This window comes from Micromonospora sp. NPDC126480 (assembly GCF_040302465.1).
Classification (GTDB): Bacteria; Actinomycetota; Actinomycetes; order Mycobacteriales; family Micromonosporaceae; genus Micromonospora.
On the sequence record NZ_JBEORU010000040.1, the window covers coordinates 41,151 to 55,577 of the forward strand.

Here is a 14,427-nt window from a genome sequence, read left to right on the forward strand (position 1 = left end):
GTGGGCAGAAGGTATGGACACATCGACGTTAGCCGCTTAATGTCATGGCCATCACACGCTTGTTTCGTCGAGGTGAACCGGCGGCGCGGGAACCCATCGACCGAACGATCCCCCGCTACGGCATCCGGCGCGACGGCGCGCGCCCCGCCCTGGCAGTCACTCGTCAGGAAGGGACACAGCGATGTCCAACAAGGACAACCCCGAACGCTCCTGGTTCTCCGCCGGCGCGGCGCTGCTCCTGGTCGCCGCCGCCGGCACCGTCGCCCTGGGCACCGGCCCGGCCGCGCTCGGCGGCCCGACCCCGGCCCAGGCCCACCCCATCGTCGGCACCGACTTCCAGCAGGTAACCCTCGCCAAGGGGGTCGCCGAGGTCGGCGAGCCGATGACCATCGCGGTGCTGCCGGACCGCTCGGTCCTGCACACCGCCCGCAACGGCACGGTCCGCCGCACCGACGCGGCGGGCAACACGGCGGTGATCGGCAGCGTCGCCGTCTACACCCACGACGAGGAGGGGTTGCAGGGCGTCGGAGTCGACCCGAGCTTCGCCTCCAACCGACACATCTACCTGTACTACGCGCCGCCGCTGTCCACCCCGACCGGGGACGCCCCGGCCACGGGCAGCGACTTCTCCGCCTGGCAGGGCGTCAACCGGCTCTCCCGGTTCACGTTGAACGCCGACTTCACGATCAACCAGTCGAGCAAGGTCGACGTCCTGGACGTACCCGCCGACCGGGGCATCTGCTGCCACGTCGGCGGCGACATCGACTTCGACGCCGCGGGCAACCTCTACCTGTCCACCGGGGACGACACGAACCCGTTCGACTCCGGCGGGTACGCCCCGATCGACGAGCGCACCAACCGCAACCCCGCGTACGACGCACAGCGCAGTTCGGCCAACACCAACGACCTGCGGGGCAAGATCCTGCGGATCAAGGTCAACGCGAACGGGACGTACTCGATCCCGGCCGGCAACATGTTCGTCGACTCGGACCCGAAGACCCGTCCCGAGATCTACGCGATGGGCTTCCGCAACCCGTTCCGGATGAGCGTCGACAAGGCCACCGGCATCGTCTACGTCGGCGACTACGGGCCGGACGCCGGCACCACCACCACCCGAGGCCCGAGCGGTCAGGTCGAGTTCAACCGGGTCACCGGGCCCGGCTTCTACGGCTGGCCGTACTGCACCGGTACCAACACCGCGAACGAGACGTACGCCGAGTGGAACTTCGCCACCGGCACCGCCGGCGCGAAGTACAACTGCACCGGCGGCGCGACCAACAACTCGTTCCGCAACACCGGCCTCACCACGCTCCCGGGGGCCAAGGCGGCCTGGATCCGGTACGCGGGCGACGCCGGCAGCCCGCCCGAGTTCGGTGGCGGCTCCGAGTCGCCGATGGGCGGCCCGGTCTACCGGTACAACGCCTCGTCGACCTCCACCACGAAGTGGCCGCAGAGCTTCGACGGGCAGTTCTTCGCCGGCGAGTTCGGCCGGGGCTGGATCAAGCCGATCCACGTCAACACCGACGGCTCGGTCGGCACCATCGACACGTTCCCGTGGAACGGCAAGCAGGTCATGGACATGGCGTTCGGGCCTGACGGCGCGCTGTACGTCCTGGACTACGGCACCGGCTACTTCAACGGCGACGCCAACTCGGCCCTCTACCGCTACGACTACGTCGGCAGCGGCAACCGTGCGCCGACGGCAGTCGCCTCGGCCGACAAGACCTCCGGCGCGGCCCCGTTGACCGTGAACTTCTCCTCGGCCGGGTCGTCGGACCCGGAGGGCGGGGCGCTCACCTACGCGTGGGCGTTCGGCGACGGCACCACCTCGACCGCGGCCAACCCGACCAAGACGTACAACGCCAACGGCACCTACACCGCCACCCTGACCGTCCGCGACCCGCAGGGCGCGACCGGCACGGCAAGCGTGCAGATCGGCGTCGGCAACACCGCGCCCACGGTGACCATCACCAGCCCGGCCAACGGGTCGCTGTTCAGCTACGGGGACACCGTGCCGTTCAGCATCACGGTGACCGACCCGGAGGACGGCACGATCGACTGCACCAAGGTCAAGATGACTTACGTCCTCGGTCACGACCAACACGGCCACCAGATCACCTCGAAGACCGGATGCTCCGGCTCGATCACCATCCCGGTCGACGGTGAGCACGACGACGCGGCGAACATCTTCGCCATCTTCGACGCCGAGTACACCGACGCGGGCGGCCTGACCACCCACAAGCAGCACACGCTCCAGCCGCGCAAGCGGCAGGCGGAGCACTACAAGACGTCGTCCGGCATCGCCACGTTCGACAAGGCGACGGCCGAGGGCGGCAAGACCGTCGGCAACATCAACAACGGCGACTGGATCGCGTTCGAGCCGTACCGGATCGGCAACGTGACCTCGTTCAGCGCCCGCGTCTCGTCGGCCGGCTCCGGCGGCACCCTCCAGGTCCGCGCCGGCTCGGCCACCGGCACCGTGCTCGGCTCCGCCACCGTCCCGGTCACCGGCGCCTGGGACGTCTTCACCACCGTCACCGGCACCGTCAGCAACCCGCCGGCCGGCACCACCACGCTCTACCTGACCTTCGCCGGGTCCGGCACGGGCGCGCTCTACGACGTCGACTCGTTCGCCTTCACGACCGGCGGCGGCACCGGCACCGGCCCGATCACCGGCCTGGGCGGCAAGTGCCTGGACGTGCGCAACGCCGCCACCGCCGACGGCACCCAGATCCAGATCTACACGTGCAACGGCACGGCCGCGCAGACGTGGACGGTGACGCCGAATTCGACGGTGAAGGCGTTGGGCAAGTGCCTGGACGTCTCCGGTGGTGCCTCGGCGGACGGTACGAAGATCCAGTTGTGGACGTGCAACGGCACGGGTGCGCAGAACTGGTCGGCCCAGACCGACGGCACCCTGCGCAACCCGCAGTCCGGCAAGTGCCTGGACGTCTCGGGCAACAACTCCGCCGACGGCACGGCGGTGCACCTGTGGACCTGTCACACCGGCGCCAACCAGAAGTGGACCCTGCCCTGAGTTGAAAGGAAGGGCCCCTTGTTAACGCCTAGTGTTGTACAAGGGGCCCCTCCTAACACCCCGTTGGGAGAGCGACATGCGCAGACTCCTCCGACCCGTCCTCGGCGTGGCCACCGCCGTCCTCGCCGTCCTCGCCTGCACCACGCCGGCCGCGCCGGTGAGCGCCGCCGACGCCGCGTACGACGTGCTGGTCTTCTCCAAGACCGCCGGCTTCCGGCACGACTCCATCGCCGCCGGCACCCAGGCCATCCGTGACCTCGGCGCGGCGAACAACTTCACCGTCACCGCCACCGAGGACGCGGGTGCCTTCACCACCGGCAACCTCGCCCAGTACGAGGCGGTGGTCTTCCTGAACACCACCGGTGACGTGCTCAACGCCAGCCAGCAGACCGCGTTCGAGTCGTACATCGGCTCCGGCGGCGGCTTCGTGGGCGTCCACGCGGCGGCCGACACCGAGTACGGCTGGTCGTTCTACGGCAACCTGGTCGGGGCGTACTTCGCCTCGCACCCGGCCATCCAGCAGGCGAACGTCAAGGCGGAGAACCGGGCCCACGCGGCGACGGCCCACCTGCCGCAGACCTGGACCCGCACCGACGAGTGGTACAACTACCAGACCAACGCCCGCTCCACGGCGCGCGTGCTGGCCACCCTCGACGAGTCGTCGTACTCGGGCGGCTCGATGGGCGCCGACCACCCGCACTCCTGGTGCAAGACGTACAACGGCGGCCGGGCCTTCTACACCGGCGGCGGGCACACCCAGTCGTCGTACGCCGAGCCGAACTTCCGTGCCCACCTGCTCGGCGGCATCCGGTACGCGGCCGGCCGCACCAAGGCCGACTGCCGCCCGGAGACCGGCTACACCACCCTCTACAACGGTTCCACCACCGGGTGGTCCCAGGCCGGGCCGGGCAGCTTCACCAACGCCGACGCCACCCTGACCTCGGTCGGCGGGATGGGCCTGTACTGGTACAGCGCGAAGCAGTTCACGAACTACTCGCTGAAGCTGGACTGGCGGCTGGCCGGCGACGACAACTCGGGCGTCTTCATCGGCTTCCCGCCGTCGAGCGACCCGTGGTCGGCGGTCGACAACGGCTACGAGATCCAGATCGACGCGACCGACGCCGCGGACCGCACCACCGGCGCGGTCTACACGTTCAAGTCCGCCGACATCGCCGCCCGGGACGCGGCGCTGAACCCGCCGGGGGAGTGGAACACGTACGAACTGCTGGTGGAGGGGGAGCGCCTGCAGGTCTTCCTGAACGGCGTGAAGATCAACGACTTCACCAACACGAACCCGGTCCGGTCGCTCGCCGGCCACATCGGGCTGCAGAACCACGGTACGGGCGACGACGCCTCGTTCCGCAACGTGCGGATCAAGGAACTGGGCTCCACCCCGCCGCCGACCGGCAACACCACGATCCAGGCCGAGGCGTACAGCTCGGCGAGCGGGGTCACGCCGTTCACCAAGGCCGGCGCGAACGGCGGCCAGACCCTGGGCTACATCGACCCGGGCGACTGGGCCGCGTACAACGGGGTCGACCTGACCGGCGTCACGTCCTTCAAGGCCCGGGTGGTCTCCGGCGGGCCGGGCGGCACCATCCAGGTACGGACCGGCTCGACGACAGGCACCGTGCTCGGCTCGGTGGCGGTGCCGAACACCGGCAGCTGGACGACGTACGCCGACGTCACGACGAACCTGTCGAACGTCCCGTCCGGCACGCAGAACCTGTACCTGACCTTCACCGGCTCGGGCACCGGACTGTTCGACGTGGACGACTTCACCCTGGTGAAGGGGAGCACCGGCACGCCGGGCACCGGCCCGATCAAGGGCCTGGCCGGCAAGTGCCTGGACGTGCGCAACGGCGCCACCGCCGACGGCACGCAGATCCAGATCTACACCTGTAACGGCAGCGCGGCCCAGACGTGGACGGTGACGCCGAACTCGACGATCAAGGCGCTGGGCAAGTGCCTGGACGTCTCCGGTGGCGCCTCGGCGGACGGCACGAAGATCCAGTTGTGGACGTGCAACGGCACGGGTGCCCAGAACTGGTCGGCCCAGACGAACGGCACGCTGCGCAACCCACAGTCGGGCAAGTGCCTGGACGTCTCGGGAAACAACTCCGCGGACGGCACGGCGGTGCACCTCTGGACTTGCCACACCGGCGCCAACCAGAAGTGGACCCTGCCTTGAGTTGAAAGGAGGGGCCCCTTGTTAACGCCTGGTGTTGTACAAGGGGCCCCTCCTAACACCGCGTCGTCGGCGCGGCGGGTACCAGCCGTCCGCCCGCGGCCCGGCGCGTACCTTGAGCCTGTGTCGACGCCACGGACGCAGCGCCGCCCGGACCCCGCCGGGCCCCCGGCGTCGGCACGGAGCCGCACCGACTGGCGCCGGGCCGCGCGGGCGCACCCGACGACGGTGGACGCGCTGCTGGCCGCACTGCTGTTCGTGGTGAGCCTGTTGCCGGTCGACCCGCCGGGCGGCCCGCCCCGGGACCCGCTCACTCCCGGCGCGGTGCTCCTCGCGCTGGTCGGCTGCGCCGCGCTGGTGCTGCGGCGACGGTACCCGCTGCCCGTGCTGGCGCTGACCACCGTGGCCGCTGCCGCGTCGCTGCTGGTGGAGCAGGCGCGCGGGCCGTTCGTGCTCACGGTCGCCCTGGCCGCGTACACCGTCGCCACCCGGACCGACCGGCGGACCGCCGCCGCCGCGGGCACGGGCAGCGCCCTCACCCTCGGGGCGGCGGCGGTGGCCACCCTCGGCGTGTCCTGGGCCGACCCGGCCGTGGTGGTGCTGCTGCTGTGGTTCGGCGTGGCCGTCGCGGCCGGCGACGCGGTACGCAGCCGGCGGGCGTACGTGGCCGTGCTGGAGGAGCGGGCCCGGCGGGCCGAGCAGACCCGTGAGGAGGAGGCCCGCCGCCGGGTCGCCGAGGAGCGGCTGCGCATCGCCCGCGAGCTGCACGACGTCGTCGCCCACCACATCGCGCTGATCAACGTGCAGGCCGGAGTCGCCGGGCACGTCCTGCGGGACCGGCCGGACGCGGCGGAGGAGGCGCTCGGCCACGTTCGAAGCGCGAGCCGTAGCGTGCTCGACGAGCTGTCCACCCTGCTCGGCGTGCTGCGCCGGGACGAGGAGACCGACAGCTCCATCGAGCCCGCACCGAGTCTCAACCGCCTCGAGGCGCTGGTCGAGGGCTTCGCCACCGGGCAGCCGGTGCGGTGGAGCCTGACCGGGCAGCCTCGCCCGCTGCCCGCGGCGGTGGACGTGGCCGCGTACCGGATCATCCAGGAGTCGCTCACCAACGCCCACAAGCACGCGCCCCGGGCGGCGGTGGCGGTGCGCCTGCGGTACGACGCGGACGGCGTCACGGTGGAGGTGAGCGACGACGGCGCAGGCGTGGCGCCCACCGGGCCGGGTGGCGGGGGGCTGGGCCTGCTGGGGATGCGGGAGCGGGCCGAGGCGGTCGGCGGCTCGTTCTCCGCCGGTCCCCGCCCGGACGGTGGTTTCCTGGTCCGGGCGGCCCTGCCCGCTCCCGAGGAGGTGCCGGGGTGACGATCCGCGTGCTGCTCGCCGACGACCAAGCGCTGATCCGCGCCGGATTCCGGGTGCTGATCGACTCGGCGCCGGACCTGACGGTCGTGGGGGAGGCGGCCACCGGCCGGGAGGCGGTCGACCTGGCCCGCGCCACCCGGGCGGACGTGGTGCTGATGGACATCCGGATGCCCGGTCTGGACGGCCTCGCCGCCACCGAGCAGATCACCGCCGACGAGGACCTGGCCGGCGTCAAGGTGCTGATCCTGACCACCTTCGAGATCGACGAACACGTCTTCCGGGCGTTGCGGGCGGGTGCCAGCGGTTTCCTCGGCAAGGGGGTCGAGCCGTCCGAGCTCCTCGACGCGATCCGTACCGTGGCCGCGGGCGAGGCACTGCTGTCGCCGAAGGCCACCCGCGGTCTGATCGCCCGGTTCCTGGCCCAGCCGGAGCCGAACCCCCAGGCCAGCCCCGAGCGGCTGCGGGCTCTCACCGATCGGGAACGCGAGGTGGTGGCGCTGGTCGCCACCGGCCTGTCCAACGAGCAGATCGCCGAGCGGCTGGTGGTCTCCCCGCTGACGGCGAAGACCCACGTCAACCGGGCGATGATGAAGCTCGGCACGCGGGACCGGGCGCAACTGGTCGCGGTCGCGTACCAGAGCGGGTTGGTCCGGGTCACGGACCCGCCGGCGCGCTGAACCGCCCGGGCGGTTGCGTCGGTCGCGGTACGTACCCCGCCCGCGTACCGCGTCCGCGGTACGCGCAGGTGTCCGCAGGTGGCAGATGCGACCGACCGCGTACACGGGCGACCGTTGGTCACATGATCGAGGTGACCAACCTGACCAAGCGGTACGGCGAGAAGCTCGCCGTCGACGATCTCAACTTCTCGGTGCGGCCCGGTGTCGTCACCGGCTTCCTCGGGCCCAACGGCGCCGGCAAGTCCACCACCATGCGGATGATCCTCGGCCTGGACGCGCCCACCTCCGGGGCGGCGACGGTCGGCGGCCGCCGGTACGCCGAGCACACCGCACCGCTGCGCGCGATCGGCGCGCTGCTGGAGGCCCGCGCCGTGCATCCCGGGCGGTCCGCCCGCAACCACCTGCTCGCCCTGGCCGCCACCCACGGGATCGGCCGGCGGCGGGTCGACGAGGTGATCGACCTGGTGGGGCTGCACGAGGTGGCGGGCAAGCGGGCCGGCGGCTTCTCGCTCGGTATGGGCCAGCGACTCGGCATCGCCGCCGCGCTGCTCGGCGACCCGGCCGTGGTGCTGCTCGACGAACCGGTCAACGGACTCGACCCGGACGGCATCCGCTGGATCCGCGACCTGCTGCGGGGCCTGGCCGCCGAGGGCCGGACGGTCTTCGTCTCGTCGCACCTGATGAGCGAGATGGCACAGACCGCCGAGCACCTGATCGTGGTCGGCCGGGGGCGGCTCATCGCCGACGTGCCGCTGGCCGAGTTCACCCGGCGGGCTTCCCGGCCCACCGTACGGGTCCGCTCGCCGCAGGCCACCGCGCTGCGCGACCTGCTCGCCGGTGCGGACGTCACGGTCAGCGGCGGCGAGCCGGGCCTGCTGGAGGTGACCGGGCTCGCCCTGGCGGAGATCGGCGACCGGGCCGCTGCCGCCGGCCTCACTTTGCACGAACTGTCCGCCACCGAGGCCTCGCTCGAGGAGGCCTTCATGACGTTGACCCGGGACGCCGTCGAGTACCACGGCGACGCCCCCGCACCCACCGAGAGGAGCCCACGATGAGCACCCTGACCCGGACCGCCGTGCCTGCCGACGCCCGCGTCACCTGGTGGCGGGTCGTCCGCGCCGAGTGGATCAAGTTCCGTTCCCTGCGGTCGTCGGTGATCCTCCTGGCCGCCACCCTGGTCGTGTTCGCCGCCCTCGGGCTCGGCTTCTCGACCTTCCTGGCCGACAACCCGCCGGAACCGGGCCAGCCGACGCCACCCGGCGGCCCGTCCTCGCTCGACCCGCTCGGCGCGAGCCTCGGCGGGGTGAACCTCGCGCAACTGCTCATCGGCACGCTCGGCGTGCTGCTGGCGGCCGGCGAGTACGGCACCGGGATGATCCGGTCCTCGCTGGCGGCCGTGCCACGGCGCTGGCCGGTGCTCGCCGCCAAGGCGGCCGTGCTGGCCGGTGTCGCTGCGGCGGTGCTGGTGCCGACGGTCGTGCTGACCTTCCTCGGCGGCCAGGGGATCCTCGGCGACCAGGGCATTGCGCTCGGTGACGACGGCGTGCTGCGCGCGGTGCTGGGCACCGCCGGGTACCTGGCCGGGGTGGGTGTCCTCGGGGTCGCCCTGAGCGCGTTGCTGCGCAGTGTCGCCGGTGCGCTGACCAGCCTGGTGGCGCTGCTGCTGGTTGTCCCGGGGGTGGTCTCGCTGCTGCCGGAGAGCGCGTCCGGCGCGGTCTCGCCGTACCTGCCGTCCAACGCCGGCCAGGCGTTCGTGTCGATCGCCGAGAACCCGGACCTGCTCTCGCCGGGTGCCGGCGCCGCCGTCTTCGTCGGCTGGATCGTCGTCGGGGTCGGGGCCGCGCTGGTGCTGTTGCGCCGCCGCGACGCCTGAGGTGTAAGGAGGGGCCCCTTGTTAACGCGTGCGGTAGTAAAGGGGCCCCTTTTTAACAGCGCGCATCCCGCCTAGAGTGAGGGCGGCGACCGCGAGGTGGCCGGTGAGCCGACGGGAGGCGCAACCCGTCGGCCCCAGGTGCGACCGCGCCCACCGGACACTTTCGGGTCGCCCGCATCCGGTCGTCCCTCGCCCCGGTCACGCACGCACGGAATCCCCAACACGACAGGGGAGAAGGACCATGGCGCGACCCATCACGCTCTTCACCGGCCAGTGGGCCGATCTGCCGTTCGACGAGGTCTGCCGGCTCGCCTCCGAGTGGGGCTACGACGGCCTGGAGATCGCCTGCTGGGGCGACCACTTCGAGGTCGACAAGGCACTCGCCGACGATTCGTACGTCGACCGCAAGCGGGAAACCCTCGCCAAGCACAACCTCCAGGTCTTCGCGATCTCCAACCACCTCGTCGGCCAGGCGGTCTGCGACCACCCCATCGACGAGCGGCACCAGGGCATCCTGCCGGCGCGGATCTGGGGCGACGGCGAGCCGGAGGGCGTACGCCAGCGGGCCGCGCAGGAGATGAAGGACACCGCGCGCGCGGCGGCGAAGCTGGGTGTGAAGACCGTCGTCGGCTTCACCGGTTCGTCGATCTGGCACACCCTCGCGATGTTCCCGCCGGTGCCGCCGGCGATGATCGAGCGCGGCTACCAGGACTTCGCCGACCGGTGGAACCCGATTCTCGACGTCTTCGACGAGGTGGGGGTGCGTTTCGCGCACGAGGTGCACCCGAGCGAGATCGCGTACGACTACTGGACGACGAAGCGCACGCTGGAGGCGATCGGTCACCGGCCGGCGTTCGGGCTGAACTGGGATCCGTCGCACTTCGTGTGGCAGGAACTGGACCCGGTGAACTTCATCTTCGACTTCGCCGACCGGATCTACCACGTCGACTGCAAGGACGCGAAGGTACGCACCGGCGACGGCCGCCGGGGCCGGCTCTCCTCGCACCTGCCGTGGGCGGACCTGCGCCGCGGCTGGGACTTCGTCTCGACCGGGCACGGCGACGTGCCGTGGGAGGACTGCTTCCGCGCGTTGAACGCGATCGGCTATGCCGGGCCGATCTCGATCGAGTGGGAGGACGCCGGCATGGACCGGCTCGTCGGCGCGCCGGAGGCGCTGCAGTTCGTCCGCCGGCTCGCCTTCGACGCCCCGTCGGCCGCCTTCGACGCCGCCTTCGCCAGCAAGGACTGACCGGCTCGGCGCACGCGCCAGCGGGCCGGTCGTCCGAGGACGACCGGCCCGCCAAGTCGTACGGGGTTACAGGGTGCTGCCGCTGCTACCCGAGCTCGACGGCTTGGTGCGGGACGTGCTGCTGGTCGACGTCGACCCGGAGGTCGAGCCCGTCGACGTGGAGGCCGAGCCGGACTTCGCGCCCACAGTGGCCGGCGTGCCGGCGAACGCGTCGTCGGCAGCGGTCAGCTCCTGCTTGTGGCCGTTGCCGCCCAGCTTCTCGCCCAGCTTCGACTGGCCGAGCTTGTCCTTGCCCTCGCTGTAGAGCCGGGTCGCCTGTGCCTGCGCGACGCCCGCCGCCTCCTGGACGGTCGGGTGGTCCAGGACCTTGCGGCCCTGCATCACCAGCTCCTCGTACTTCTCCCGGCCGGCACGGGCGCCCAGGACGAATCCCGCAGCCAGCCCGCCAAGAAACATGATCTTTCCGCGCATGGCGGCTCCTTCCGTACCTGACGCGCCGTCGTCCCGTCACATACCCCGTCGGGACAGACCGATTCGCGCCTGCGTCCTGTCGTCGGCAGCTAACTACCCATCCTGCTCTCCGCTCATACCTCCTTGTGCCCCGACGACGATTTGTCCGGAATATCCCTGGCATCGAGCGGTAGGGCGTCAGGGTAACCCCCTGGACCAACACCCCCGGGAGTCCTGTACTCTTGTCCCGTCGCACGGCACCGGAGATCCGGAAGCCGCGCGACGGCGCGATCCCCCGTAGCTCAATTGGCAGAGCAGCCGGCTGTTAACCGGCAGGTTTTTGGTTCGAGTCCAAACGGGGGAGCTCCTCCTCCCGAACAGACGCCCGTCGGCTGGCCCGACGGGCGTTTCGCCATTCCCGCCCCGTCCACGCCTCGTCGATCTTGCACTTGTGCCCCTGAGATGTGCAGTTTGCACCCTTCGTCGGGGCCGAAAGTGCAAGATCGACGGAGGTGGGGAATGGTGGGCGAGAAGGCAGGTGTGTGTGCTGGCAGAGACCGACGTAGTAGTCATCGGCGGAGGGCTGGCCGGGCTGGCGGCGGCCCGGCGGCTGCACCGTGCCGGCGTGCCGTGGCGACTGCTGGAGGCAAGCGACCGCCTGGGCGGACGCGTCGCCACCGACGCCGTCGACGGGTTCCTGATCGACCGCGGCTTCCAGGTCCTCAACACCGCCTACCCACGGCTCGGCACCCTGCTCGACGTCGACCGGCTCGGCCTCGGCCACTTCACGCCCGGTGTGCTGGTCCGGCGCGGTGGAACGCTGCACCGGCTGGTCAACCCGTTGCGCCAACCGACCGGCACGCCGGAGACCGTGCTGGCCGGCGTCGGGTCCCTGCCGGACCGGCTGCGGTTCGCCGCGCTCGCCGCCGGCTGCGCCACCCTGCCCGCCCGGCGGCTGCTGGACGCGCCGGAGACCACCACCCAGGCCGCACTGCGCCGGGCCGGCCTCTCCGACGCGATCATCGAGGAGCTCCTGCGGCCGTTCCTCTCCGGCGTGTTCATCGAACGGCAGCTGGACACCTCCAGCCGGGTCCTCGCGATGGTGCTGCGCTCCTTCGCCCGGGGGCGCATCGGCCTGCCGGCCGAGGGGATGGCCGCGCTGCCGCGCGCGATCGCCGCCCCGCTGCCCACCGACCTGATCGACCTGGACACCCCGGTCGCCGAGGTAGCGCCGGGCCGGGTCCGCACCCAGGCCGGTGACATCGCGGCCCGCGCCGTCGTGGTCGCCGTCGATCCGCCGGCGGCGGCCACACTGCTGCCGATGCTGTCGCGGGTACGCATGCACAGCTACACGACCTGGTACCACGCCACCGACACCCCGCCCCTGGACGAGCCGATCCTGCTCGTCGACGGCGACCGGCGGGAACTGATCGCCAACACCGTGGTCATCAGCCGGGCCGCACCGACGTACGCCCCGGAGGGCCGCCACCTCGTCGCCACCTCGGCGGTCGGCCCCGCCGCCCCGCCGGAGCCGGTCATCCGCGACGAGCTGGCCCGCCTCTACGGAAGGTCCACAGCCGACTGGACCCACCTCACCACGGTGTCGGTCCCGGCCGCACTGCCCGCCGCCCCTCCGCCACAGGGGCGGCTGCGCAAGCCGGTCGTGCTCGGTGACGGCCTGTTCGTGGCCGGTGACCACCGGGACAGCCCGTCGATCCAGGGCGCGCTGGCGAGCGGCTGGCGTACGGCCGGCGCTGTCCTGGCGCACCTGCGCCCACCGGCCTGACGCCTCCGGGTCCCGGGCCCGCGGCTGCGCGCTGTTATCCTCGCGTTGCCCATCGTGCTACTGCGCCTGACGCCGTGACCGAGGGGAGTCGGTTCGTGCTGGCCGCTGATCAACCGGGCGGGTTACGATCCGGCGCGGTGCCGGGGCGGTAGCTCAGCCGGTTAGAGCAGGGGACTCATAATCCCTCGGTCGCGGGTTCGAGTCCCGCCCGCCCCACCAGCCGTTTTCCCTGGTCAGCCATGCTGCCGACGACCCGAACGAACCGCGTCAAGATCCGGACCGACGCCCTCAGTCCGCACTGAGTCCGCAGCAGCACGGCCCGCCGCCCGGTCGAGGCGGTCCGCCACCTGGTCCAGGTCGTCCTCGAACAGGTCCGCGTACACGTCCAACGTCATCGCCGCCGAGGCGTGCCCGAGCATCCGCTGCACCGCCTTCACGTTGGCGCCCTCGGCCACCGCGAGACTGGCCGCCGTGTGCCGCAGCTCGTGCGGCGTCAAGCCGGCGAGCCCGATCGACTCCGCAGCCCGGTCGAAGACCCGACGCCGGAAGTTGTTGTTGCGTAGCACGTCGCCGCCGGGGGAGGTGAACACCAGATCGTCACCGGAACGGCCGGTGATCTGTGCGGCCATCGGCTCGACCAGGAACCGGGGGAGCGGCACCGACCGGCGCTGGTGCGTCTTCGGCGTACCGAACACCGCCCGACCGTTGACCTCCGTCACCGACTCCGCCACGAGCAGCCGGCGCTTCACCAGGTCCACCCGACGCACCCGCAGCGCGGCCAGCTCACCCCACCGCAGCCCCGTGTAGGCCAGCACCCGCACGATCAGCCCGTGCGGCTCCGCCGCTGCGGCGAGCTCGGCGACCTGGGCGTGAGTCAGGAACACCTTCTCCGCTCGCCCCACCCGTGGCAGCCGCACTCCCGCCGCCACGTTGCGGGTCAGCTGGCCATTCCGAACGGCCAGCGCCAGCAGCAGCGAGAACACCCGATGCGCCTGCCGAACCGTGGACGGCGCAAGCCCGGCCTGAGACATCGGGCGCACCCACTCCCCGACGTCGGCGTGCGTGACTGCCGAAAGCGGGCGCGTTCCCACACCGGCAGCACCTGCCCACGCTTGAGGCGAACCTCAGCGACCACGTGCCCGTGCTGCACCTCGGCCAGGTCGAAGCCGTCCAGGCGGTCAAGTCCTCCGTACCGCAGGCCCACTGGCTTACCGTCTACGTTCATTGCGGCCGAAAATTGCAGCGCATCGCATCGCCGCACGAGGCACAGGTGACATCGACGCCCGACTGCAGGCATGGGACGAGACGCCACCGTTGCCAAACGCCAGCGTCACGATCGATACCGGGACCACGAGCCCGACTGACGCCGCGCGTCGGAATCACCTGCTGTTGTGCGGCCCGAATTTTTAGCTACGGCAAGGGCTGAGTCTCTGCGGCTTTACCTCTCGTCAGTGTTGTGCAACTTCATCGATCGTTTGATGGATGATCCGCGGTACGGCAACGAGCGCATCGTTGAGCAGAGACTCAAGAGCCACAGCGTAGCGACTGCTGTTTACATCGATGTGTTCAGTCCAAGCAGCAGGTTGGTAGCGCGCGAGCATTGACAGGATGTAGAGCACTCCCCACCAAGTCATGAGGGGATGCATCGGTCGACCACAGCTCGGCATCGCTGGTGCTAGCAACTCGGAGTCGCCATACCTGGTCATCACCGTTGTGTCAACGCCGGTCGAAAACTGACCCCCTTGCGCCGGTTGAATTCTGACCCCCCTGGCCATCAGTTGATCTTCATTCTTTGTTGGTGGCGGCGG

General features: G+C 71.1%; 11 protein-coding genes and 2 tRNA genes. 10 read left to right on the forward strand and 3 right to left on the reverse strand.

The features are described 5' to 3' along the window. Positions 1-181: 181 nt before the first annotated feature. The 7 genes from ABTW87_RS27580 (at position 182) to ABTW87_RS27610 (ending at position 10,383) form a co-directional block, all read left to right on the forward strand. Complete coding sequence (locus ABTW87_RS27580) at positions 182-3,037, forward strand: PQQ-dependent sugar dehydrogenase (protein WP_350654051.1); 2,856 nt, start codon at positions 182-184, stop codon at positions 3,035-3,037. A gap of 76 nt (positions 3,038-3,113) precedes the next feature. Further along, positions 3,114-5,228, forward strand: coding sequence for a ThuA domain-containing protein (locus ABTW87_RS27585; RefSeq protein WP_350654052.1), 2,115 nt, complete (start codon positions 3,114-3,116; stop codon positions 5,226-5,228). A 120-nt stretch (positions 5,229-5,348) separates the two neighbouring features. Further along, positions 5,349-6,584, forward strand: a complete 1,236-nt coding sequence (locus ABTW87_RS27590; protein WP_350654053.1) for a sensor histidine kinase — start codon at positions 5,349-5,351, stop codon at positions 6,582-6,584. Continuing rightward, positions 6,581-7,261: a response regulator transcription factor gene (locus tag ABTW87_RS27595; RefSeq protein ID WP_350654054.1), complete on the forward strand. Its 681-nt coding sequence runs from the start codon at positions 6,581-6,583 to the stop codon at positions 7,259-7,261. The genes ABTW87_RS27590 and ABTW87_RS27595 overlap by 4 nt, the downstream gene beginning before the upstream one ends. 122 nt (positions 7,262-7,383) lie before the next feature. Beyond that, complete coding sequence (locus ABTW87_RS27600; protein WP_350654055.1) at positions 7,384-8,316, forward strand: ABC transporter ATP-binding protein; 933 nt, start codon at positions 7,384-7,386, stop codon at positions 8,314-8,316. Continuing rightward, a complete protein-coding gene (locus ABTW87_RS27605; RefSeq protein WP_350654056.1) occupies positions 8,313-9,134 on the forward strand; it encodes an ABC transporter permease subunit in 822 nt (273 codons plus the stop codon). Before ABTW87_RS27600 ends, ABTW87_RS27605 begins: the two co-directional genes overlap by 4 nt. 241 nt (positions 9,135-9,375) lie before the next feature. After that, on the forward strand, positions 9,376-10,383 hold the full coding sequence (locus ABTW87_RS27610; protein WP_350654057.1) for a sugar phosphate isomerase/epimerase family protein: 1,008 nt from the start codon (positions 9,376-9,378) through the stop codon (positions 10,381-10,383). Between the two features lie 66 nt (positions 10,384-10,449). Here ABTW87_RS27610 and ABTW87_RS27615 read toward each other — a convergent pair whose 3' ends face one another. Further along, positions 10,450-10,854, reverse strand: coding sequence for a hypothetical protein (locus ABTW87_RS27615; protein ID WP_350654058.1), 405 nt, complete (start codon positions 10,852-10,854; stop codon positions 10,450-10,452). A 270-nt stretch (positions 10,855-11,124) separates the two neighbouring features. Between ABTW87_RS27615 and ABTW87_RS27620 the strand changes: the two genes are divergently transcribed. The 3 genes from ABTW87_RS27620 (at position 11,125) to ABTW87_RS27630 (ending at position 12,838) form a co-directional block, all read left to right on the forward strand. Continuing rightward, a tRNA-Asn gene (locus ABTW87_RS27620) sits at positions 11,125-11,197 on the forward strand. A 180-nt stretch (positions 11,198-11,377) separates the two neighbouring features. Then, a complete protein-coding gene (locus ABTW87_RS27625; RefSeq protein WP_350654060.1) occupies positions 11,378-12,619 on the forward strand; it encodes an NAD(P)/FAD-dependent oxidoreductase in 1,242 nt (413 codons plus the stop codon). A gap of 142 nt (positions 12,620-12,761) precedes the next feature. Further along, positions 12,762-12,838, forward strand: a tRNA-Ile gene (locus tag ABTW87_RS27630). Between the two features lie 14 nt (positions 12,839-12,852). On the opposite strand, the gene ABTW87_RS27635 is transcribed toward ABTW87_RS27630, so the two are convergent. Both ABTW87_RS27635 and ABTW87_RS27640 read right to left on the reverse strand, forming a co-directional pair. Beyond that, on the reverse strand, positions 12,853-13,602 hold the full coding sequence (locus ABTW87_RS27635; RefSeq protein WP_350654061.1) for a tyrosine-type recombinase/integrase: 750 nt from the start codon (positions 13,600-13,602) through the stop codon (positions 12,853-12,855). 465 nt (positions 13,603-14,067) lie between these two features. Beyond that, a partial coding sequence (locus ABTW87_RS27640; protein WP_350654062.1) for a YaaC family protein occupies positions 14,068-14,427 on the reverse strand: 360 nt, incomplete at its 5' end.

Coding starts and splice junctions, on each gene's coding strand:
- ABTW87_RS27580 (WP_350654051.1), top strand. CDS start 182: ATGTCCAACAAGGACAACCCCGAACGCTCCTGGTTCTCCGCCGGCGCG.
- ABTW87_RS27585 (WP_350654052.1), top strand. CDS start 3,114: ATGCGCAGACTCCTCCGACCCGTCCTCGGCGTGGCCACCGCCGTCCTC.
- ABTW87_RS27600 (WP_350654055.1), top strand. CDS start 7,384: ATGATCGAGGTGACCAACCTGACCAAGCGGTACGGCGAGAAGCTCGCC.
- ABTW87_RS27605 (WP_350654056.1), top strand. CDS start 8,313: ATGAGCACCCTGACCCGGACCGCCGTGCCTGCCGACGCCCGCGTCACC.
- ABTW87_RS27610 (WP_350654057.1), top strand. CDS start 9,376: ATGGCGCGACCCATCACGCTCTTCACCGGCCAGTGGGCCGATCTGCCG.
- ABTW87_RS27615 (WP_350654058.1), bottom strand. CDS start 10,854: ATGCGCGGAAAGATCATGTTTCTTGGCGGGCTGGCTGCGGGATTCGTC.